Annotated in this window: 14 protein-coding genes; 8 read left to right on the plus strand and 6 right to left on the minus strand. The window is 58.8% G+C overall.

The window, feature by feature from the left end; translation table 11 throughout:
• Positions 1-20: 20 nt before the first annotated feature.
• Entirely contained in the window at positions 21-2,201 is a 2,181-nt protein-coding gene (locus tag WNY37_RS04860) for a TonB-dependent siderophore receptor (protein ID WP_342972338.1), read from the minus strand.
• A 249-nt stretch (positions 2,202-2,450) separates the two neighbouring features.
• On the opposite strand from WNY37_RS04860, the gene WNY37_RS04865 reads away from it, so the two are divergent.
• From WNY37_RS04865 to WNY37_RS04875, 3 genes are read left to right on the plus strand one after another with little or no spacing between them, the layout of a single operon-like run.
• The gene (locus tag WNY37_RS04865; RefSeq protein WP_342972339.1) at positions 2,451-3,653 is read left to right on the plus strand and encodes a PepSY-associated TM helix domain-containing protein; all 1,203 of its coding nucleotides are present in this window, start codon (positions 2,451-2,453) and stop codon (positions 3,651-3,653) included.
• A gap of 37 nt (positions 3,654-3,690) precedes the next feature.
• The gene (locus WNY37_RS04870; RefSeq protein ID WP_342972340.1) at positions 3,691-4,647 is read left to right on the plus strand and encodes an alpha/beta hydrolase; all 957 of its coding nucleotides are present in this window, start codon (positions 3,691-3,693) and stop codon (positions 4,645-4,647) included.
• Positions 4,620-5,225: an FMN-binding negative transcriptional regulator gene (locus tag WNY37_RS04875; RefSeq protein ID WP_342972341.1), complete on the plus strand. Its 606-nt coding sequence runs from the start codon at positions 4,620-4,622 to the stop codon at positions 5,223-5,225. The genes WNY37_RS04870 and WNY37_RS04875 overlap by 28 nt, the downstream gene beginning before the upstream one ends.
• Before the next feature lie 30 nt (positions 5,226-5,255).
• Here the strand turns inward: WNY37_RS04875 and WNY37_RS04880 are convergent, their stop codons facing one another.
• On the minus strand, positions 5,256-5,942 hold the full coding sequence (locus WNY37_RS04880) for a TetR/AcrR family transcriptional regulator (protein ID WP_342972342.1): 687 nt from the start codon (positions 5,940-5,942) through the stop codon (positions 5,256-5,258).
• A gap of 309 nt (positions 5,943-6,251) precedes the next feature.
• On the opposite strand from WNY37_RS04880, the gene WNY37_RS04885 reads away from it, so the two are divergent.
• The 4 genes from WNY37_RS04885 to WNY37_RS04900 are packed head-to-tail and all read left to right on the plus strand — an operon-like array spanning position 6,252 to position 13,524.
• Positions 6,252-8,522, plus strand: coding sequence for a TonB-dependent receptor (locus tag WNY37_RS04885; protein WP_342972343.1), 2,271 nt, complete (start codon positions 6,252-6,254; stop codon positions 8,520-8,522).
• Between the two features lie 14 nt (positions 8,523-8,536).
• Positions 8,537-10,255, plus strand: coding sequence for a carboxylesterase family protein (locus tag WNY37_RS04890; protein ID WP_342972344.1), 1,719 nt, complete (start codon positions 8,537-8,539; stop codon positions 10,253-10,255).
• 11 nt (positions 10,256-10,266) lie between these two features.
• Positions 10,267-11,838, plus strand: coding sequence for an AMP-binding protein (locus tag WNY37_RS04895; RefSeq protein ID WP_342974870.1), 1,572 nt, complete (start codon positions 10,267-10,269; stop codon positions 11,836-11,838).
• Between the two features lie 18 nt (positions 11,839-11,856).
• Entirely contained in the window at positions 11,857-13,524 is a 1,668-nt protein-coding gene (locus tag WNY37_RS04900) for a carboxylesterase family protein (protein ID WP_342972345.1), read from the plus strand.
• Between the two features lie 131 nt (positions 13,525-13,655).
• On the opposite strand, the gene WNY37_RS04905 is transcribed toward WNY37_RS04900, so the two are convergent.
• A complete protein-coding gene (locus WNY37_RS04905; protein WP_342972346.1) occupies positions 13,656-14,999 on the minus strand; it encodes an MFS transporter in 1,344 nt (447 codons plus the stop codon).
• Positions 15,000-15,521: 522 nt separating this feature from the next.
• Between WNY37_RS04905 and WNY37_RS04910 the strand changes: the two genes are divergently transcribed.
• Positions 15,522-18,578, plus strand: coding sequence for a TonB-dependent receptor (locus tag WNY37_RS04910; protein WP_342972347.1), 3,057 nt, complete (start codon positions 15,522-15,524; stop codon positions 18,576-18,578).
• Positions 18,579-18,814: 236 nt separating this feature from the next.
• Here the strand turns inward: WNY37_RS04910 and WNY37_RS04915 are convergent, their stop codons facing one another.
• The 3 genes from WNY37_RS04915 to WNY37_RS04925 are packed head-to-tail and all read right to left on the minus strand — an operon-like array spanning position 18,815 to position 22,866.
• On the minus strand, positions 18,815-20,239 hold the full coding sequence (locus WNY37_RS04915; protein WP_342972348.1) for a carboxylesterase family protein: 1,425 nt from the start codon (positions 20,237-20,239) through the stop codon (positions 18,815-18,817).
• Positions 20,240-20,263: 24 nt separating this feature from the next.
• Positions 20,264-21,382, minus strand: coding sequence for a serine hydrolase (locus WNY37_RS04920; protein WP_342972349.1), 1,119 nt, complete (start codon positions 21,380-21,382; stop codon positions 20,264-20,266).
• On the minus strand, positions 21,379-22,866 hold the full coding sequence (locus tag WNY37_RS04925; RefSeq protein WP_342972350.1) for a serine hydrolase: 1,488 nt from the start codon (positions 22,864-22,866) through the stop codon (positions 21,379-21,381). The genes WNY37_RS04920 and WNY37_RS04925 overlap by 4 nt, the downstream gene beginning before the upstream one ends.
• Positions 22,867-22,883: the final 17 nt, after the last annotated feature.

Here is a 22,883-nt window from a genome sequence, read left to right on the forward strand (position 1 = left end):
GCCTCATGCCCTTCAACAAATCAGAATTTGCGCGTCACCGTCGCAATGACCTGGCGGCCAGCGCCATAGGTACATCCAGCCGCCCCGTCACAGCGGGCAACATATTCCTCGTCGAGAATGTTGGACCCGTTGAGGGCAAAGCGCCAGTCCTCGGTGTCGTAGCGGATGATCGCGTCGACCAGGGTCGATTCCTCGCCGGTATAAACTACTGGCGCGAACGGGCCAGGCAGCGCGCCCTGGCTTTCGCCGGTATAGCGCACACCGCCGCCGATGCCGAAACCGGCCAGCGGGCCGTCGATAAAGCTGTAATCGACGAAGACGGCCGCTTTGTGCTTTGGCGTTACGGGCAGCTCGGCGCCGATCTCCTGCGGGGTCGTGCTGTCGACGACTTCGCTGTCGGTATAGCTGTAGGAGGCATTGACCGAGAGCTGGTCATTAATCCGGCTCACCAGCTCCACTTCCGCGCCTTGCACCTCGACTTCGCCGGTCTGCTTGGCGGCAACTGGCGTGAGCGAACCGGCGGCTGTCACGATATTTTTCTGGTTGATCTGATAGACCGCTCCGGTGAGCAGCAGCTCATACCCGTCTGGCAGGCCACGGGCGTCATACTTGATCCCGGCCTCGACCTGCTCGCCCTCGCTCGGGTCGAACCCTTCGCCCGTGTCGGCATCTGTGCCGAGCACAGGCTCGAAGGAGGTGGCATAGCTGATATAGGGCGCAAAGCCGCTATCGAAGACATAGTTGGCGCCGACCCGGTAGGTGAAGGCATCCTGCTTCTGGTTTTCCCCGGTCAGGTCATTGTCGATCTTCACATCGTCATAGCGCCCGCTCAGCGTGAAAAAGAGGTTGCCGAGCCCGATATGATCCTGGGCATAGAAACCCGACTGCTTCAGGCTTTGATTGACATAGGCTGTCGGAAAACCCGGTGTCAGGTCGGCCGGATAGTCATAGACCGGGTCGAACAGGTCGATCGTGTCTGTGCCGTAGAAGAAGCCGTAATCGGCGACATTGTCGACGTCGCGATAGTCATAGCCAACGATAATGTCATGCTGCAGTCCGCCGGCATCGAGATCGATGTCAAAACGGTTGTCGGTGGCAAGGCTCTCGACCTTTTCCCGATAGGTGTAGTTGGACTGGAGGACGGTCCGGTAATCGTCTGGCACGCCGTCGAAATCATTATCGACAACACCACCCGAGCCATAAATGCCCGTCGGGGTTTCCTCGTCATAGTCGGAAATCTTGGTGTTGGAGATGAAGGACACGTTCTCATTGAAAGCATGAGTGAACTCGTATCCGATGGACCATTGATCACGGTCATACCGGTTGTCCGAGCTGCCGAGATTGATCGACGGGCTGACCTTGCCGACCGGGTTTGGCAGCAGCGTGCCATAGACGGGTAGGAAGCCGTTCGTGTCGCCCATGACAATGTCGGACTGATAATAGCCGAGCAGGGTCAGGTCGGTATCGGGCGTCATATGCCAGGTCAGCGCCGGGGCGAGCAAATGGCGTTCGGCCGAGACATAGTCGCGCTCTGCTTCGCGGTCGCGGTAGAGCGCCGTCAGGCTGAAGCTCACCGCATCGCCGAGCGGGCCGGTCATCGTGCCAGCCAGCTGCTTGTAGTCGTCGGTGCCATATTTGGCCGAGATTTCGCCGCTGAATTCATCTTGCGGGCGGCGCAGGTTGAGGTTGTAAAGACCGCCGGGAGGGGCGCTGCCATAAAGCGCAGAGCCTGGGCCTTTCAGCACGTCGAAGGATTCAAAGGCGTAGAGATCAACGCCGACACTCTTGATCGCCGTCGTGTTCGGCGTGGCGAGGCCGTCCATATATTCCTTCGGAGTGAACCCGCGCACCTTGAGGAAGTCAAAGCGCAGGTCGGGGCCATAATTTTCGCCGAAGACGCCAGACGTGTAGCGCACGGCTTGCTGGGCATCGATGAAGTTCAGGAGGTCAATCTGATCTCGCGTGATGACGGACACAGACTGGGGGGTCTCTATCAGGGCTATGTCGCTCTTGTTTGCGCTATGCCCTTCTTTGGGGACGAAGTCTGGTGCGATGACGTAAATCGTGTCCTGCACGCTGGTTTCGTCTTCGGGTGTAACGTCCTGGGCCAGCGCTACAGGTGCGACGAGTGCCGCAACCATGGTCGAGGCGAGCAGTGCAGCCCTGGTGTTTCTCGAAGTTTGTTTTGGTCTGACAGTCATTGTTGATCCCTCTGGATTTGGTTGCGTCACATACCTCTCCTGTGCCGAAATCATATCAGTGGTCGGCTGGACTGAATTTAGGCTTTGGGTCGCATAGTTCTCTTATTTGGCCATTTAATGCTATAGAGAATGAGAACTATTTGCACCTAGAGACCCATTCAAGCTAAATATCGACCCGGACTGAGTATGGCTCCGTCGAGGGCTCTTGGCTTATTCTCGACGATAACAAATCCGGAGCGATCCCGTACAATGTCATCTGTTCTGCCTTCCAATGTCTGGTTATTCCTGCACCGGTGGTTCGGCGTTCTGATGGCCGTCTTTCTCTTCCTGGCAGCGGTCACCGGGTCTGTCCTGACAGCCCGCGCGACACTCGATCGATGGATCAATAGCGATCTGATGGTTTATTCCGGAGCTGTCGAAGACCGGATCGATGCCATTGAAGCCGTTTCGCTTTTCGAAGCCCAAAACCCTGACATTCAGGTTGTCGAGTTCCCGCTCAATCCGCATCAAAACGAAAATATCCCGTTGAAAGTTGTGCCGAAGCCGGGGCAGGACGCGCTCGACTTTGACGAAGTCTTTATCGACCCCGTGTCTGGAACGTTGGTTGGCACGCGAAGTACGCAAGCCGGGCTTTCCGGACGCCAGTTCATCCCGCTCCTGCTCGGATTTCATGAAAACCTTTTGCTGGGAAATTCCGGTCGAATCTTCCTTGGCTTTATCGCTTTGGGGTGGCTGCTCACCTCCCTGATCGGGCTATACCTGACATTTCCAAAGCGCGGGCCATTCTTCAGGAAATGGAAGTCTGCCTGGACGTATAGTCCGAAACGCCGTTTCGCGCGCCAAATGCTGGATATTCACCAGGCGAGCGGGCTCTGGCTCTTTGCCTTCGTCGTGATTGTTGCGTTCACGTCGGTCGCGTTGAACTTTTTTTTCGAGTTCTGGGCACCCTTTGCCGAGACCATTGCGCCGACCGGTGACTCCTATTTTGATCAGGCTGTCCTGTTTCCAGAGGGGGTTCAGCCCGACCTGTCGTTTCAGGACGCCCTTGGCCGCACACGAGAGCAAATCGAGGCAGCGGGTGTGTCATGGCAGCCGGCTACGATGTTGTATTACCCCGACTGGAATCTCTATGGCGCGACGCTCACCGACAATGGCGTGCTCAATTATAAGGCGCTGGGGCCGATCTATTATCACTTCGATGGATCGAGCGGTGCCTACATCCAGCAGGTCAATCCTTATGATGACAGCACCGGGCTGGCGCTGATGCGTTCAGTCTACCCGCTGCATAGCGGCGAAGTGGGCGGCCCGGTCACGGTTTTCATCGTTTTTCTCACCGGTCTCGCGACGGCTGAAATGTGCGTCACAGGCATTTGGGTCTGGCTAAAGAAACGTGGCCCCAGGATCGCAGCCAAAAAGAAGAGACTTGCGGCGGACAACCAGTCGGACGCCTGAGGATCACATCCAGAAAAGATTATTCAGAGACATGACTATGAGTGCTCCCTCCCAGACGCAGACTGATGACCTCGAACCAGAAGTGCGGACCTTCGTCGAGGACATTGTAAGCCGGTCGGTCGAGTTGACTGCCGGCCAGCCCGTCGACCCGCGCCGTCGGCGGGAAGTCGCCGAACTCGTTCGCGCTTCCTGGGCTGATGGTGGCCCCGCAATGGCGTCTGTTCGTGAACTCAAATTTCCCCAAAGCGCGAGAACCATGCGCCTGTACATTCCGGAAGGCGGCGCGGGAGAAGGTACGCTCTTATACATTCACGGCGGGGGCTGGATGCTATTCAGCCTCGATACTCACGACCGGTTGATGCGGGAGTATGCCGATGCTGCCGGGTGCGCGGTGGTGGGGCTCGACTATTCATTGGCGCCCGAGAACCCGTTTCCCAAGGCGTTGGATGAGATTATCGAATGCGTGATCTGGTTGCGTGAGTCGGGGCAGGAATATGGCCTGAACACCACCAAACTGCTGATCGGCGGCGACTCGGCGGGTGGCAATCTCACGCTCGCAGCAGCCAAGAAACTCAGGGATGACGAACGCGGCCTCCCGGACGGACTACTTATCAATTACGGTGCGCTCGACACGAAACATCGCGTCTCTCATCAACGCTATGACGGGGCTCCCTACATGCTGGAGACCAAGGAGATGGATGATTTCTGGCAAGCCTATCTCCCCGATGGCGCCGAAGAAGATCCGTATGCGCTTGTGTTGATCGGCGACCTGGGCGGCTTGCCGCCAACGCATTTGTGCGTGGCAGAATGCGATATATTGCTTGATGAAAACAAGGAACTGCACCGTCGGCTCACCGCCGAAGGAAATGATGTGACAGCCGTCATCTATCCGGGAGTGACGCACAGTTTTCTTGAGGCCGTTTCGATTTCGCCCACTGCCAGGCAGGCTATTGACGACAGTGCGCAGTGGATGAAGCGGGTTCTCGGCCAATGAGTTCAGCGTTTGGCGACGTTTCAACCGATGACGTGGTGAAGTTTGCTGCCGAATTCCCTCTGGCCTGGATCACGCCTGTTGCGGATCCGGCCGCGTCGCTTTTGATGCCGCTGCTTATTGAAACCGATCCGGCAGGCCAGCCAGTAAGCGTAGTAGGACATCTTCCAAGGCGTGCACCGGCAACTGAGCTGCTGCAGCAGGATGGGCGCGCCGTGTTTCTTTTTCTTGGGCCGAACGCCTACATCCCCCCGGCCTGGGTCTCGAAACCCGGTTGGGTTCCCACCTGGAATTTCCTTTCGCTCAAGATCTTGAGTGACCAAGCGGAAATAGAGGACTCGCTCACCAGGCCTGCTGTAGAGGCGCTGGTTCGCCACATGGAAAGTCGACAAGGTTCTGACTGGAGTGTCGATGATATCGGTGAACGCTACGACACATTGCTGAACCAAATTATTGGCTTTCGATCCAACATCACATCCGCCCAGCCTAGGTTCAAGCTGGGGCAGGACGAGACACCAGCCGTCCATGAGGAGATCAAACAGGCGCTTGAGCCCCACCCGATGGCGCAGTGGATGAAGTAGCGTGTGGACCGGCTCGCTTGGGCGGTTTGGCTAGGCGCGGCCGCTTTTATTGCCGCAGAGTTCATGGAAACCGCCTGCCATGAATGAGGCCATGCGTTTCTTTATGGCTTCGAAGTCATCAGACTTGCACAGCCCGTCAGACAGCCGGTCGATGCGGCCTGTACGTCCGAGCGACAGCATCAGCGCGCCGGTGACGAAATGATATCCCCAGAACAGGTCCTCGCGTGAACATCCGGGCAATGCCTTCTCGAGCAGACCGATCAGGCGCAGAACAACTGGATCGAAGTGAAAATCAAACAGTTCGGCGCCGTAGGGCGTGTTTGATGACTGCGCGCCAAGCACGCCATAATTCTTCCAGCCTTCGCCGCCCTGGCTGTAGAGATCGAGGTCGGTGTCCAGAAAGGCGCGAAGCGCTCCTTCGACGGTTGGCTTGCCGCCGCTTGCTTTGTCGTATTCGTCGAGGGCCTTTATGCGCAGCGAACTGGTAACACCCGCGCGCCTGGCGATGACTGCATCGAACACGCTCTTCTTGTCATCAAAATAGTAGTTGAGCAGTGTGTGGTGTACGCCAACCCGCTTGGCGATGTCCTTCAATGTGACGCCATTGAAGCCCGACTGGGCAAACAAGTACTCCGCCTCATCCAGGATTTGTTCCGTGGTTTCAGCGCGCTGCTCAGCCTTGGTCATCGGGCGGCGTTTGGGTGCTGTTTTTGTCATCAGGTCAATCAGCCATTTGCTTTATTCATTTGTTGGTCAATGGCGAATTGGTCACGGTGTCAACGTTCCCCAAGGTCACACCTGTCATCGATAAGGCCGCCTTCTGCGGGCATCGATGCACGTATGGTCCGTTTGGGAAGCGCATATCACTCCGCCAGTTCTTGATCACGCCTCACTTGAGCGAGCCCGTCAAGACACGCTCTGAATAATGTTCATTATCGCTTGAGTGAATTTTATTGACATGTCGTTTTTCCTGGTCTCATATTCCCGACACAAGCGGGAAAACCCGCGGGACTAAGGGAGGAAACTATGTCCACGCATTTCATGGCGTCCGTGTCTGCTATTTCGCTTTTCGCGCTGGCAGCGCCAGCCTTTGCTCAAGAAACGACCCCAGACGCCGGAGCCCCGGCAACGGAAGATGAGGCGCGCCAGGAGCGTATTTACGTGACGGCGACTCGCCGCGAAGAAAGTTTGCAGGACGTCCCGCTGGCTGTGACGGCCTGGCAGCAGGATGCGCTCAGCGAGAAGGGCATTGTCAGCTATGATGGCCTGGCCCGCGAAACGCCGGGCATCGTGCTCAACCAGCCCACCGCGAACTTCAACACAATCACCACGCGCGGCATCGCGACGAATGGCTATGGCGCGAACCTTCAGGCCGCGACCGCCATTTACATCAACGAGCTTCCGATCTCGAGTAATGGCAACTCGACGATCCTGGACCCAACGCTCTATGACGTCGAGCGTGTCGAAGTCCTGCGCGGCCCTCAGGGCACATTGTTCGGCGCCAACTCGCTATCAGGTGCGGTTCGCATTCTTACCAAGGCGCCCAACCCCAACGAATTTGAAGCTTCTGCTCTCGTTGATTTCGGCCTCGTCGATGGTGATGCGCTCCGCCAGCGCTACAATGGCATGGTCAATTTGCCAATCGTCGAAGACAAGCTTGCCCTGCGCCTCGTCGGTTTCTATCGCGACGAAGATGGCTGGGTCGACAATCTCGGGACCGGCATTGAGGGCGCAAACTCGCTCGAATCGGTCGGTGGCCGCGCACACCTCCTCTGGGAGCCGACCAGCAATTTCGATCTTGGCCTGCTGATCATCCACGAAGACAACAAGCCGGCCGACTCCGGTCTCACCAATCCTGATCGCGGCGAATATATCCGCTTCACCGAGCGGCCGGACCTCTTCCAGTCGAACTTCACCAGCTACAATCTGACCGGCAATTACGAAATGGACTGGGCGACGCTGACCAGTTCGTCGACCTATTCCAAGATTGACGGCAAGTTCATCGTCGACCTTGCCGGCACCTTCAACCAGGCCATTCCCTTCGCGCTCGATGCTGTCGGCTATGACGAGAACTTCGTGCAGGAGGCGCGTCTCTCTTCGGCCGATGGCGGCGACTGGGACTGGATCATCGGCGGCTTCTATTTCAACAAGCGCCGTGACATCGACTATGACTACCGCTCCTCCATCGACTTCCTGCAGGCCCGCAACCTGACCGGGCTTCCGGACGAGTATTATCAGAGCTTCAGCGGCTATTTCGACGCGATCGAATCTGCCGTTTTCGGCGAACTCACCTATCGTTTCTCCGACCGGCTGTGGGCGACCGGTGGCTTGCGTTATACGGAAACAGAGATTCAGTCCCACACCTTGGCTGGCGGCTACAACTCCAACTACCTGGCGGTTGCGCTGGGCGGGTTCTCGAATGTTCAGCTGACGGTGTTTCCTGTTGCAGCGGCAGACGGCCTCAAGGTCGAGGCCGACAACGTTTCATACAAGGGTAGCCTCTCCTTCAAGCCGATGGAGAACCTGACGACCTACGCATCGATCTCCACAGGCTTCCGTTCTCCGGTCGCGAACGCTCGTGCCGGCGCGGTGAGCGTCGTGAATCCGAATGATCTCGTCATTCCGAATGGTGCAGAGTCCGACAAGCTCGTTAACTACGAAGTCGGCGCCAAGGGTGTCTTCTTCAACAACAAGCTGACGTCGAACCTTGCCGCCTATTACATCATCTGGGATGACATCCAGGTGCAGGCCAACCGACTTTCTGACCAGGTCCAGTTTGCGACGAATATCGGTCAGGCGGTCAGCCAGGGCCTCGAGTTCGAAGTGGGTTACTATCCGGGCGGCGGGTTTACCCTGTTCCTGAACGGATCGTTGAACGATACCGAAATCACGGAACTGACCCCGGAAGAGGCCGCGATCTCGGGCGCTGAACTTGGCCTGCAGCTTGCCATGCCGAACTTCCAAGGCTCAGCAACGGCGCGGTACGACTTCAATCTCGGCCAGATGGATGCTTTCGTGGCTGGCACGGCTTCCTATGTTGGCGACTTCCCGGCCATGCTTCCGAATGTCCCCGGACAACCGGGCGTTCCAGCACCGACCTTCGATTACACGGATGCCTACACGGTCGTAAACCTGCAGGCGGGCCTGTCGAAGGATAACTGGAAACTGGCGGGATATGTCGAGAACCTCTTCGACGACAACTCCATCACTTACGTCCACCCCGAATCCTTCCTTGACGGGCGCTATGCTCGCCAAAGGCCGCAGACCTTTGGTGTCCGCGTGAGCGTTGAATACTGATCGGGAGCAAGACTGTGCTGAATGTTGGAAGAATGCTGGACGGTGGCAGAACGCCCCCCGGCATCGGCAAGGTAATCGCCTGGTCGATCCTTGCATCGGCAGTGCTCTGGCAGGCCGGTTGTGCGGCGCGTGATGGATTGCAGGCGAGCGTTGGTACGCTTGAGCCCGCGGCCATTACGAATGCGCCGGTCGGCTCACTGCAGGGTGAGGCTGAGGATGGGGTCTCGATCTATCGTGGTATCCCGTTCGCGCTCGCCCCTGTCGGCGAGCGACGCTGGGCCCCGCCGGAAGCCTTTCCGGACTGGGAAGGGGTTCGCCAGGCGACAGAATTCGGCGCGGCGTGTCCGCAGCCCGGCGCCCGCCCGGGCAGCATCTATTATGAGCGGCTCGATGAGGTGAACGAGGACTGTCTCAGTCTCAATGTCTGGGTGCCGGACGGCGCAGAAGACGCGCCCGTCTTCGTCTGGGTCCATGGCGGCTCGCTCGTCACCGGCGCCGGCAGTCAGGCGATGTATGACGGCGCCGCACTTGCCCGCGAAACGGGCCTCATCGTCGTTACCATCAATTACCGGCTTGGCGTCCTCGGCTACCTTGCTCATCCCGAGCTCAGCGCCGAGTCGCCGCAGAATATTTCCGGTAATTATGGCCTGAAAGACCAGGCGGCGGCCCTGAAATGGGTGAAGCGCAATATTGAAGCTTTCGGCGGAAATCCGGACAATGTCACTGTGGCAGGCGAGTCGGCCGGCGCGCTCAGCGTGGTCCTGCTCATGGTCTCGCCTGAAGCGCGGGGCCTGTTCGACAAGGCGGTTGCCGAGAGCGCCTATATGGTCTCGATGGCGCCTCTGAGGGGTACAGCGAATGGCCACCCGTCAGCTGAAGAAGCGGGCGTCGCTTTCCAGGAAAAGGCTAAAGCGGCCTCGCTCGCTGAGCTGCGTGAGATGGACGCCGACAAGCTGGTCTCGATTGCCGGGCGCAACGCTTTCGTCCCGTTCGGCGTCATCGACGGCGTCTGGCTGAAAGACCAGATGCCGGCAACCTTTGACAAGGGCGAGCAGGCGCAGGTGCCGGTCCTTGCCGGGTTTAATGAGGGTGAGATCCGCTCCCTGCGTTTCCTCTTGCCCCCCGTGCCGGGCAGCGACGCGTATGAAGCCGCGATCCGCTCAAGCCATGGCGACCTCGCAGACCGCTTCCTTGAGACCTATCCGGCCGACAATCCCGAAGCCAGCATGCTCGCGACAACGCGTGACGCCATGTATGGCTGGACGGCAGAACGGCTCGCCGCCTCGCAAACTGCCGCTGGCCAGCCTTCCTATTTCTACTTTTTCGACCATACGTATCCGGCCGCCGACAAGCTTGGCCTTCGGGCCTTTCACGCGATGGAAATCCCTTACGTGTTCGGCACGCTTTTCGACATTGCCGAGCCTTGGCCGCAGGCCCCGCGCAAGCAAGCTGAACGCGATCTGATGAAAGCGATGATGCAGTATTGGGCGAGTTTCGCGCGGACGGGCGTCCCATCGGCTGAAGGCACGGCGGACTGGCCGGCCTATGGTGAGAACGCCACCGGCATGGTGTTCTCCGAAACACCCAAGGCCTGGCCGGGTCTTGCCCGCGCCCGGTTTGAGCTTCACGAAGCAATCGTCTGCCGGAGGCGTGCCGAAGGCAGCCTTCAGTGGAATTGGAATGTCGGCATCATCTCGCCGCCCCTGCCGCCGGAGGTGCCCGCGTGCAACTGAATGACGGCGCCATGCAGGACTATGCGCTGACGCTCGATCGCATGATCGACCACGCAGCCAAATGGCATCCCGAGAAGGATGTGGTGACACGCCGCCTCGACGGCAGCCTTGCCCGCATCGGCTATGCCGACCTCCGGGTGCGCGCGCTCAAGGTCTCCGCCGTGCTCCAGAGCCTTGGCATGAACAAGGGCGACCGAGTCGCGACGCTCGCCTGGAACAGCCAGGCCCATATGGAATGCTGGTACGGCATCATGGGTCTCGGCGCAGTTTGCCACACACTCAATCCGCGCCTGACGTCCGAACAACTCGCATGGATGATCGGCCAGTCGGAGGCCCGCATCCTGATCGTTAGCGGCGATCTCCAGCCGCTAGCCGCCGAGATCGTGGAAAAGGCCGGATCTATCGATCACGTGCTCGTCATCGATCCAGTTGGTCCGGACTGCTGCGCGGATGTCGACCTGCCACAGGCACGGGACCTTGAAGCCTTGCTCTCCAAGGCGAGTTCCGACGGCGTTGTCTGGGGCGAGTTTCCGGAGACAACGCCGTGCGGCCTCTGCTTCACATCGGGCACGACGGGCCGCCCTAAAGGCGTGACGTATACGCATCGCGGCAGCTATCTGCACACGCTTCGCCAACTCCAGGCTGATGTCAGCGGCCTTAACTCTCACGATGTTGTGTTGCCCGTCGTGCCCATGTTCCACGCCAATGCCTGGGGCTTGCCTTATTCGGCCCCTGCGACCGGCGCACGGCTGGTCTTTAGTGGCCGTCAGGCCGATGGCGAAACGCTTGCGAACCTTATCATCAGCGAAGGCGTCACCGTTGCGGTCGGTGTGCCGACGCTATGGCTCGACGTTTTCGACCATATCGATGCGAACGGGCTGGACGTGCCGAGCCTGAAACGCATCATGGTTGGCGGCGCGCCGATGAATGCAGCCCTGATGCGCCGGATCGAGGCGCGCGGCATCGCCGTACAGACGACATGGGGAATGACGGAACTCTCACCGCTCGGCACGGCGGCGCCGCCTGGAGATGCGCGCTCGCCCGACACCGCCGGCCGCCCTGCGCTCGGCATCGATCTGATGCTCACCGATATTGAGGGAACGCCGCTCGCTGATCAGCGTGGAAAAGAGGGCCATCTCTGGGTGCGCGGCCCCTCCGTCGTTGAGCGCTATTTCGGACAGGCGGAAGCTGCCACGCTCAATGGATGGTTTCCAACGGGTGACCTCGCTCAGATCACTGAAGACGGACAGCTTTTCATCACAGGTCGTGCCAAGGATTTGATCAAGTCCGGCGGCGAATGGATCAATCCGGCGGAGATCGAGGCGCTCGTATCCAGCCTGCCGGAAGTCGCTTTCGCGGCTGTGGTCGGGCGCGAGCATGAGAAATGGGGTGAGCGTCCTGTCTTGCTCGTCCAGTTTCGCGATGGTGAGAGCCTCGAAGACGATAATCTGATTGAAGCGTTGAAAGACCGTGTGCCATCCTGGTGGCTGCCGGATGCGGTGATCCGTGTGCCGGCGATGCCGCTCGCCGGAACCGGAAAGATCGACAAGATCCGCCTCAGGAGCCTTTATGGCTCAGCCTGAAGCGGCAGGAGCTGACACATGAAACGACTGAAACCTGCCCTGATATCTACGGGCCTCGCCGCACTTGCCCTGTCGGGATGCTCGAACGGTGAGACAGATTCCTCCCAGGCGGCGCTGGCAGAGGACTCCGCTTCGGCGGGCCCTGTTGTCAGCGTCGCGCAGGGAGACGTCAAAGGTCTCAGCGAGGATGGCATCAACGTGTTTCGGGGCATACCGTACGCTGCGCCTCCGGTCGCAGACCTGCGCTGGGCGCCGCCAACCGCTCCCGCCAGCTGGGAAGGCATTCGCGATGCAAGCGCCTTCGGCCCGAGCTGCGTCCAGCCTCCCGTGCCGCCGACGAGTGTCTATAACGATCCGCCTGAAAGCGCGTCGGAGGATTGCCTGTCCCTGAATGTCTGGTCCCCGGCAGATGCAGAAGATGCGCCCGTGATCGTCTGGATCCATGGCGGGTCACTACGCATCGGCGGGGCAGCGCAGCCTGTCTATGACGGCACGGCCTATGCTGAGCGCGGTGTGGTGTTCGTCTCGATCAACTACCGGCTCGGTGTGCTTGGCTGGCTCGCGCATCCGGAGCTTATGGCCGAGAGCGAACACGGCCTGTCTGGCAATTATGGCCTGATGGACCAGGTTGCCGCGCTGGAATGGGTGCGCGGCAATATTGAAGCCTTTGGCGGAGACCCGTCCAACGTGACGGTCATGGGTGAGTCCGCGGGCGCGCTCAGCGTGAGCTACCTATTGACGAGTCCGCCCGCCGAGGGGCTTTTAGACAAGGCGATCATCGAATCGACCAATACGCGGAATTTCGCTGAGCTCGGACAGGCGGCATACGACCTTCCGGCAGCGGAAACAGAGGGCGCCGACCTGTTCGATAAACTCAAGATCGACACGCTGGAGGCTGCGCGCGCGCTCGATGCTCAGTCTCTTATCAATCGCACAACGCTGGCAGGTTACGCGCCCGCCGGAACGGTCGACGGCAAATATATACCGCGCCAGCTCAATGAAGCCTTTGATGATGGCGAATTCGCGCAGGTGCCCGTGCTTGCCGGCTTCAATAGCGGCGAGGCGCGCACCTACCGCATGCTTCTGCCCAAAAAGCCGGAGTCGCCTGAAGGTTATGAGGCGGCGATCCGCGCTCGCTACGGAGAAGATGCCGATGCCTTCCTCGACCTCTATCCCGCCGACGACATGGTCGAATCCATGCTGGCGGTGAACCGGGACAATGTCTTCGGCTGGTCCACAGAGCGCATCGTCCGCAGCGCCAGCGAAGCAGGCGAGCCGGCCTATCTCTATGTTTTCGACTACTGCTACCCAGCCATGGCAGAGCGCGACCTCTGTGCCTTCCATGCGAGTGAAGTGCCCTTCGTCTTCGGGACGGTCGGGGATCTCGACTCCTATCCGGAGCAATGGCCGAAGCCGCCCGTCGAGGAAGCTGAAGCGCTGTCGTCCGTCCTGGTGGACTATTGGGCTTCCTTCGCCGCGACAGGCCAGCCGCAAAGCGCTGATGGGCCGGACTGGGCGCCTTATAGCGAGGGCGAGGCCTATCTCCATATCGGGGATGAGCCCGAACTGCGACAGGACGCCTATCCCGGCATGTTCGAATTCCATGAAGCGCTCTACCAGCAGCGGAAAGCGGCAGGCGAAGGCTGGTTCATGCGTGTCGGGCTTGGAGCAGAGCCGCTCGAATAGCTTTTTCTGAAGCGTTGAGGCTGGGCGCGACCGCATGTCTCCGGTGGGCTAATACGCTTTGCCAAGCTTCACATGGCTTTGCAGATCAGTCCGACAATTCTGCCTTGAAGCTGACCTGCGTGCCGAGATCGTCAGGATTGTCGGCGCGCGATATCTTCGCGGACCTTGTTCGCTGCGAGAACGTAGTGAATCACGGACCAGATTGCGGCGATTGTCCCACAGATCAGCATTGCTGTGCCCAGAGGAGCCGTCACCGCGTTCTGCGTGAACATATCGCTGAGGAAGCCGACGAGCACGGGGCCAATACCCAGACCGATCAGATTGAGAACAAAGAATAGCACCGCAGAGGTCAGCGCGCGCATCCGGACATTGACGAGTGTGTGCGATACCGCAAGCACGGCGCCGAGATAGGCGGCTGACAGGAAATGAAATGGCGCGGTCATGATGAGCGCGAAATTGGCCGATCCGGACAGGAAGATTGCCAGTTGTACCGGGACCAGCAAAGAGGTCAGAATTGCCGGGACCCAGAGATACCAACGTACATCCTTTGCTCCGAACCGGTCCGCGAGCCAGCCCCCGCAGAATGAGCCGAGACCGCCGCCGAATCCGGTGGTCAGTGCCATCCATGCGCCAATTGTTCCGAGGTCCATTTCATATGTTCGTAGAAAATAAGAAGGGAGCCAGTTGCCTATGCCGTAGATGATGAAGGCTTGGAGGCTGGCGGCAAGCGCGATGTGCCGGAAAGAAATTCGCGTCCAGAGAAGACTCGCAACGTCCTTGATGGGCGGCGCTGGTTCGGTGGCCTTTTGGTCACCTTCGGACCAACCACGGATGGGTTCGCGAACGGTCAGCAGCACGAGCAGGGCAAGTGCAATACCTGGAATACCGACTACGAAAAAGGCTAGGCGCCAGCTGAAGGCGTCGGCGAGAAATCCGCCGAGTGCGAAGCCGATCAAGATGCCGATATAGATGCCGATGGAATATACGGAGAGCGCCAATGCCCGGTTCTTCGGCTTGAAGATGTCGGAGATCATCGAGTGGGCAGGAGGACTGCCGCCAGCCTCGCCAACCCCGACGCCAACGCGGGCGAGCAGGAGATGGGCGTAGTTCGCGGCCAGCCCGCACATGGCGGTCATCACGCTCCATATCGTCAAGGCGATCGCGATGATGGTGCGCCGGTTTCCTTTGTCAGCCCAGCGGGCAATCGGAATTCCGCAAATGACGTAGAACAGCGCGAACGCAAAGCCCGTCAGCAGGCCAAGTTGCGTGTCAGAAAGACTGAGCTCATCCTTTATTGGCTCCTGCAGGATGACGAGCAGCTGTCGATCAACAAAGTTGAAGACATAAACGACCGTCAGGACCGCCAGAACGTAAAACCGGTAAAGGGGCTTTGAGTAAGGCGTCTGAGGCGCGGTAGTGCCGTCGCCAGACGATGTCTCATTGGCAGCTTTGGCGCCAGGTGCGTCGATGCTCATATTTCCTCCCGCGGGACAATTAACCCCGTCATTGCGTCCTTTCGGAGGTCTCTCCGGGACGCTTGTCGTTATGACTCAAGATATTCACTCAAAAGAGAGTGAAGTCAACATCGGTTCTTTTCCAGCGCCGCTCATGCCTGTGAGGGCAATCTCCACGCGCAAAGAGCCGCCGAAATATGGAGATGCTCTATTCCGTCGATCGTCTCATCGAATTCGATCGATGTTGAAGATCAGCGCGACCCCCTCGGGCCATCCGGTGGGCTTTCGGTGTATTTATTGGTGCGCATGAATATTGCCGACATTTTTGTGATAGGCGCATAGCTTTACCGCAACAAAGGCGGTAAACGTTGATGAATGCGAAAGAATATGCGGATTCCGACTCAGAATCGTGTGGGGCTCTTATTAGAAAAAAGTAGGCGTTTTTGATCCTATTAGTGCGCAAGCCATTTACACGACGAGCGGACTGTCTAATAAACGCTTGTTGATTCCAAATAGCGGAACGGCATTCCAAGGGAGGGAAAATTGAATAAATTACTTTACACCGCTTCCATAGCGGCGATTGCGTTCAGCGTGCCGATATCAGTTTCGGCTCAGCAGGTCGAAGAAGAAGTATCGAGATTGAATGCGGGCGTGGAAGAGGAAGCCCGTCAAAAGAAGGTTGTTGTGACCGGGTCGGCGATTGCCGGAACGCCTGAAGATGCGGCGTTGCCGGTTGAGGTCTTCACCCAGGAAGACCTCGAGCTGGAAGGCTCTCCAACAGCACTCAGATTTGCGAAGGACCTTACAATATCCGGTCCGACGAATGGTGAGTCCAACTATTTCGGCGGCGGCCCGCTGCTCGGCTCCCCAAGCTTTAACCTTCGCGGTATTGGTGCCGACAAGACGCTGACGCTCCTTAATGGGCGTCGCATGAGCGAGAACCTGTCCAACATTCCAAGCATCGCAATTTCGCGCACCGAGGTCCTGAAGGATGGCGCGGCCGTGATTTATGGTGCTGACGCAGTTGGCGGCGTCGTCAACTTCATCACCCGTGACGATTTTGTCGGATACGAAGCGCGCGGCAACTACACATTCATTGATGGTTCGGATGGTGACTTTGATCTCGGCGTCATGGCTGGTTTCGGCGAAGGGGACACCAACTTCCTCGTCTCCGCCGAATGGGAGCATCGTTCGCGGCTTGAGACGGAAGAGCGCGATTTCTCCAGCCTGCCCTATGGGCAGAACCCGGTTCCCTGGTCGACATTGACTAACCTTGCGACTTACGTTCCGCGCACTGCGGGAGGGACGGCGCTTGGTGCGGTGAGTGATTTCACCCAAGATGGCTGTGAAACTCAGGGCGGTATCTACTCGCCGGGTGTGCCCGCGTATTGCCGCTACAATTATGCGCCGTTCTACAACCTTACGGAGGAGCAAGATATCTTCCGGGGTTATGGTCAGCTCAATGCCCGCGTCAACGAATACATGAATTTTCACGTCGATGCAGCGTATGGCCAGGTCAAGGCGCCGAACCAGTTTGCATCACCGTCGCAACCGGCGCTTCGCGGTCCGGCGCCATCGACGGGTGCAACGTTCCAGTACCGTGTCCCGTCCTCGAACCCCTATGTTCAGGAGTTCGCAGACAGGACTGGGTTCTCAGCCAATCCACTGTCGGGATTTGCCAACTACTATGACATCATCATTTTCCGGCCGTTTGCGCACCAGGGCAACCCGGCGATGGGTGATGGCGAAGGTAACTCTGCCAATTCGGAAGTCGATTATCAGGTGTGGCGTGTGTCAGCCGGTATTGATGGCAAGCTCGGTGACTTCGCAGGCCCGTTCCAGGACGTCGGTTACGATTTTGCGGTTACCTACAATGAGGCACAGACCTATTATCAGGATCCGGACTATGTGGGGTTCCGCGTTCAGGAGGCGCTGAACGGCTTCGGCGGTATCGGATGTGCTGTTGAGGACCAGGATCCGCTTACGCCAGGTACCCAGGCTCCTGGCCTCGGCGGTACCAACGGGTGTCAGTACTTCAACCCGTTCTCGTCTTCATATGCGGGCAACCCGGAAACAGGTGCAACGAACCCGAATTACGTGCCAGGCTCTGAAAACGACCCGGACCTGATCCGCTGGCTATTCGATCCGTTGCAAGTGGAAACGGTTACGCGAAGCATGACCTATGACCTCGTGTTCAACGGCATGACGGGTGTTGAGCTCCCAGGCGGTGAAATTGGCTGGGCCCTTGGTGCGCAAGGCCGGCAGATTGAGATCAAGGATATCATTCCAAGCGACCTCTACAACGGCGCGACGCCTTGTCCTTATCCGGGCACGCTCAATTGCCCGGGTGAATTTGGCCAGGGGCCGTTCGGTTTCCGTGGCATCAATGAGCCAGACAATTTGGACCAGCAGAGCTATTCCTTCTTTGGTGAAACAAGCCTGCCCGTTCTGGATAATCTGAACTTCCAGGCTGCTGTTCGCCGCGAAGAATTCTCCGGTGGTCTGGGCTCGACGGTCTACAAGATCTCCGGCAAATGGGATGTGGTTGGACCGCTCTCGCTGCGCGGTTCGTATGGCACGAACTTCACGGCACCACCTGCTGGTCTTAGCCCAGGCAATGTCAATCAGGTCGTCCGGTCTTATTCGGTCGCTGGCGGCAACTGGCTCGGCGGGACGACGCTGACCCGTGACGACGTTGAACCTGAAGAGGCGACCTCGTGGAATGTCGGTGCGATCTGGCAGGGTCAAGGCTTCCAGTCCGATCACAATTTCTCTCTGATTATCGACTATTTCGATATCGAAATCGAAGGTGAGATTGATGAGCTGGCGTCGCACGCGCAGATCGCGTCTGCTGTATTCCTGCAGGATGGCGGAACGGGACCGTACTTCGCCGATTGCTCCAGCCCGTTTATTGATCGTGTCACGCTCAATGCGAGCCCAACCACGAATAATAACGGGACCTGTGTGCAGGGCGTAACAACGTCAGCTGATCTCAACACGGTCCAGACCGACTTTGGCAACGGGTCCGACCGGTCGACTGCCGGCTTCGACATTCAGGCAAACTACAATCTGCCTGTCGGCGCTGCGGACCTGAGCTTTGGTGTGACAGCGACCCGGGTGACCGAGCAGGAATCTTCTGCCGTCGTGCTTGACGGTGTAGAAGTCGCGCCAGCTCAGGATTTCCTCGGAAACCTGAACTTTTCTTCTGTCGGGTTCGCGTCGCCAGAGTGGCGGGTCAACGCCTTCGTCAACTACAATCGTGATCGCCACAATGCGCGTCTGACGGGGCGTTATGTTTCAGAGCTGACCGATGAGCGTTTCATCGCAGGCGGTGAGTATGAGAATGGCTATATTCCGGGCGGTTTCCAGCCGGGAACAACAAGCCCATTCCCCGCTCTGAACTATCCTTCAGTTGATAGCTCCCTGATGTTCGACGCGACTTATGTCTTCGAACTGAATGAGAACATTCGACTGACAGGAACGGTCTCGAATATCTTCGACGAAGACCCACCGTTCATCTTGAACGAGTTCGGCTACGATCCCCGGATTGCGAACCCGCTCAAGCGGACCTTCGAAGTCGGCGTGAAAGCAACCTTCTAATAAGAGATGGCAGGGCTCCGATCAGTAGGGAGCCCTGCCGCGAAGGCCCGGAAACTGATACAGCTGGTTTGCCCTGTCGCGGTTTCTTCCGGCATGGAAACGCCAACACCCTCCCAGAAAAGTTGGCGTTTCCAACCGGACGTCCAAACGCCATTGGAAGCGGGTGATGCAATTGCTCTGCGCAGACTTAGGCGGCTACCGCGCGCCAGACACAGTGGTGCAGCAACTTTAGACAGTCAGGAACCAGGTCTGCTGGTTCTACCAGGCTCCGCCCCATTGGGCGGGGATTTCAATTCCGTTGCAGTGCCCACTGATGGCGTGGCTTCAAATACTGCTACAGCCTGATTGTTCGCATCACTTCTGGCGGGCCAGGTGAAATCGCCAGCGCACTCTATCTCGCTGGCGCCGGCTGGAAGTTTTGCAAAAGCAACCCAGCATGAGTGCAGCATGTCAGCGACAGCCTCATCTTCTGCGGTCGGACCTGGCAGTCGTGGATAGCGATCAAGCGTGTCGAACACGAATGGAATTTCGTGCGCATGTGGCGCGCCATTCGGGTTTTCCTCGCGCATGGAACTGGCCACGTAATGGAAAAAATACTGCCAGACTGGCGCACCGTCCTGAGCCAGAGAGGCAACCTCCTGCGTACCGGCGAGGCGGTCTTCATCGGAATTGGTGCCGATGATCATCGGAATGTCGATTTCCGTCCCAGCGCGGAAAGTCTCAATGATCGATTGGGGTTTCACCATCGGGTCCTGCGTGGTGCGCGAGCCCCGGCCGAATGTGCGGTTGCTCAGAATGTCGGTGACCTCGAGAGCTTTCAATTCCGACAGGGTGGCGTTCGCCCCGTCGAGACCGAGGTCGCCCGCTAACTTCGCGCCAAGCGTCTCGGCGCGGTCCAGAGGAAGGCTGTCGGCGCGCAGCGAGCCGGTCGACTCGATAATGGCCTTGTCGACCAGACCGTCAGCGAGCGGAGACGTCACGATGTTGGCTGTCATGGTCGCGCCGGCAGATTCGCCGAAGAGGGTAATATTGTCAGGGTCGCCACCAAATGCCTCGGCGTTTGTTTTAAGCCACTGCAGAGCGGCGATCGCGTCCAGCAGGTGGAAATTGGTGACAGGCTCTCCGTCTTTGGCGTCAGCAGTGATTGCAGGGTGGGCAAATCCACCTAATGCGCCGAGCCTGTAGTTGATCGTCGCGAGGATGACGCCGTCGCGCGCGAACTTGGTTCCATTGTATGTTTCAATACTACCGGCACCGACGACCCCGCCGCCGCCGAACAGCCATAGCATGATTGGCGCATCCTTGGCGTCCTCGGGCGTCCAGATATTTATGGTCAGGCAGTCTTCAGAAACAGGGCCAGCATAGCCGCCGAAATTGGGCGACCCATCTGCGTTTACGGGTTGCGGGCAGGCCGGTCCAAACTCGGTCGCGTCGAGTACACCATCCCAGCTCACTGCCTGAGGCGGTTTCCAGCGGAGGTCACCAACGGGTGGTTTGGCGAATGGCACGCCGCGATAGACCGGCATGCCATTTTCCGTGGCACCAGCAATCAGACCAGAACCGGTCTGTACCGTGCCGTCCGGTAGGCCAGAACCAGTTGTGGTGCATCCGGCCGCGATCAGGCCGAGCGCTGCAACAGACGACGCTAAGAGCAATTTCATCAGGGTCTTCCTTGAATCGGTGGTTCAGGCGAGCAGGGCGGGGGCAAGTGCGTCCCAGGCCGCCTCCACTGAGAGACCGGGACGGCCGAAGCCCATTGTGGAAACCACTGTGTCTTGGTCGGGGAGGACGAAACAGTACTGACCAAGTGCGCCGGCCGCATAGTACATGTTGCGCGGTGCTTGCGGGGCACTTCCCTCGGTGTTGAGCCACCAGAGATAGCCATAGGCCGGATTGAGCCGCGACGGTGAAGTGGCTTCGTCAACATACTGCTCTGAGATGATGCGATTTCGGCCCCATGCGCCCTTGTTGAGATAGAGCTGTCCGAGACGCGCAAGATCCCGGCACGACATCAGTATGGAGCCGCCGATCCTGACGTTTCCATTCCGGTCAATGCCCTCTGGCTGATAGTCGAAATTGCGACAGCCAAGCCGGGCGACGACTTCTCTCATCATGAAATCATGGCTTTTCATGCCCGTGGCACCGGACACGATATCGGCGAGGTGGTCGGCCGGCGCGCCGTCATAGATGAATTCGGTGCCCGGCTGGATGGTCGTGCCGTAGCCGTCCGGTTTTCCCTCTTCCTGCGTCTCATGCCATTCATATTCAACGCCAGGCCCGGGCGGGGTTAGATCGTCCAGCCGTTTCGGCGGGATACTGCTCGGCTTCGTGTTGAGCGTACCGCCCGACGACATGGTCAGGAGGTGCTTGATGGTGGTGTTCGGGTTTAGTCCGGACAGTTCTGCCGGGTGATATTTCGATGCGAGGTCGTCAATGTCGAGGAAGCCGAGATACTGGGCGCGTGCGACCATTGTCGAGCCCCATGATTTACCTGAAGAGAAGCTGACATTCTGCCAGTCAGGCGTCGCGCGGTGATAGTCATTCGCCCAGTATTGTTCATAGATGAGCTTGCCGCCGCGAATGACAACGAGGCCCTGTCGTTCGCCGGGTTCTGCGAGTTTGGCGGCAGCCGAGTCTAGCGCCACTTTGGAAAGCCCGTAGGCGTCTGGTGCAGCCGTCTGCCAGTCGCCGAGACCTGGGCCGTCGGCAGTCTGACTTGCGAATTGGCCTGCGCTCGTCGAGCAGGCCGTTGTGAGTGCTGCCGACCCCAGCAGAAATGCGCGTCGGTCCAAGTTCTGCATCATTCTGTTTCCAGCGCTGCGATGACGGCTGCTGTGAATTCAGCGATTGAAATGCCTTCGCCATTATCGAGGCCGCGTCGCACGATGACGAGATTCTTGTCCGGGACGATCATGGCGTACTGGCCGAGCGCGCCGGCCGCAGAATACCCATTGACCGGCATTCCCTGATCTTCTCCATAGAGCCAGAACTGTGCGCCGTATCCCGCGCCGCCGACGAGGGTCGAGCGAGGTTGTGCCGGGGCAGGGGTCGAGACATATTCCGACCAGCCCTCAGGCAGAATGCGCTCGCCATTCCACATACCATCATTCAGGTAGAGCAGGCCGAACCGTCCAAAATCGCGGACTGTGCTCCAGCATTGGCCAGAGATCAGGAAGTCATTCTTCCAGTCCGTCTCGATAGCGGTTCGCGTCATGCCGAGTTTCCACATGAATTCGCGGTGCGGGAAGCTGATCCACTCATCGCCGATATTTGCCGCTTCGCGCACGGCGTGTGTCGACAGGATTGTGTCTGAACCGGAGTAGACGAACCGCGTGCCCGGTTCTGCGTCCATCATGTTCAGCGCCGAGATTTCGACCGGCGGTGCGCCTGACCCATAGATATCGAGTTGCGGATTGCCGGGGCCGGATGTCCAGAAGCCGCTCGCCATGTGAAGCATGTCGTTGAGTGTGATCTCGCCGCGCGGATCGCCCGGCGTCCTCCACGCAGAAAGGGGTGCCTTCGCGTTGATGTCGACGAGGCCTTTCTGAACACCGACGCCAACCAAGCTTACCGACAAGCTCTTGCACATGGAGTTTGTGCGCGCCGACACGTGCTTGTCATAGCCCTCCTCGTATCGCTCGGCGACAATCTTGCTATCAAGGATGATCGCAACGCCCCAGGTGTCGCCCTTGAACGGGCCTTCCTGATCAAGAAAGGCGTCGTCGAGCACCGCTTCCAGCGCTGCCGATTTCGCGGCGGGAAGGTCGGCCGTCGCATTCATGTCACCCATCGGCCAGTTTTCACTGTCGAGCTGCGGCGTGGGAAGGTCAGCAGGCCAGGGGATCAGGTTTTCTGAAGCATCTATAGACGCCCCGATCGGTAGCTGTGTGCAACCGAGATTGTCCCTGTAAACAGCGATGCGCGGTGGCATGTCGTCGAGATAGGTGACCGAGACGGTCCTGGCGTCCCTGTCGATTGCATCTTTCAAGTCGCTGGACGCCCGCGATGAGCGCGAGAGCGTTGCATAAACAAGCTCTTCGGACATTTCAGATTCGAACAGTCCCGAGCAGAGATGGAGCGCGCGGTAGCCAGCGCCTCGAGCCGCATCATGGCGCGATACGTCTGAGCGCGACGACATGGCTGCGGCGGTTTGCTCGTCGGCTGAGCGTGCAGGGCCTGCAGCAGCATTTTCAACTGGGCGCGGTGGCGCTGTCTCTTGCGCGGTTCCTGCGGCGCAGGCGACGGCGAAGAGGGCAGCAGCGGATACGCTGGCGAGTATTTTGGTCATGGCTGTCACTCCCGTGG

The organism is Henriciella sp. AS95 (genome assembly GCF_038900055.1).
Classification (GTDB): Bacteria; Pseudomonadota; Alphaproteobacteria; order Caulobacterales; family Hyphomonadaceae; genus Henriciella.

What these genes read in the sequence shown, in the direction of transcription:
- WNY37_RS04885 (WP_342972343.1), top strand. Translation starts at nt 6,252, where the DNA reads ATGTCCACGCATTTCATGGCGTCCGTGTCTGCTATTTCGCTTTTCGCG.
- WNY37_RS04870 (WP_342972340.1), top strand. Translation starts at nt 3,691, where the DNA reads ATGAGTGCTCCCTCCCAGACGCAGACTGATGACCTCGAACCAGAAGTG.
- WNY37_RS04905 (WP_342972346.1), bottom strand. Translation starts at nt 14,999, where the DNA reads ATGAGCATCGACGCACCTGGCGCCAAAGCTGCCAATGAGACATCGTCT.
- WNY37_RS04900 (WP_342972345.1), top strand. Translation starts at nt 11,857, where the DNA reads ATGAAACGACTGAAACCTGCCCTGATATCTACGGGCCTCGCCGCACTT.
- WNY37_RS04880 (WP_342972342.1), bottom strand. Translation starts at nt 5,942, where the DNA reads ATGACAAAAACAGCACCCAAACGCCGCCCGATGACCAAGGCTGAGCAG.
- WNY37_RS04920 (WP_342972349.1), bottom strand. Translation starts at nt 21,382, where the DNA reads ATGATGCAGAACTTGGACCGACGCGCATTTCTGCTGGGGTCGGCAGCA.
- WNY37_RS04895 (WP_342974870.1), top strand. Translation starts at nt 10,267, where the DNA reads ATGCAGGACTATGCGCTGACGCTCGATCGCATGATCGACCACGCAGCC.
- WNY37_RS04865 (WP_342972339.1), top strand. Translation starts at nt 2,451, where the DNA reads ATGTCATCTGTTCTGCCTTCCAATGTCTGGTTATTCCTGCACCGGTGG.
- WNY37_RS04860 (WP_342972338.1), bottom strand. Translation starts at nt 2,201, where the DNA reads ATGACTGTCAGACCAAAACAAACTTCGAGAAACACCAGGGCTGCACTG.
- WNY37_RS04925 (WP_342972350.1), bottom strand. Translation starts at nt 22,866, where the DNA reads ATGACCAAAATACTCGCCAGCGTATCCGCTGCTGCCCTCTTCGCCGTC.
- WNY37_RS04915 (WP_342972348.1), bottom strand. Translation starts at nt 20,239, where the DNA reads ATGAAATTGCTCTTAGCGTCGTCTGTTGCAGCGCTCGGCCTGATCGCG.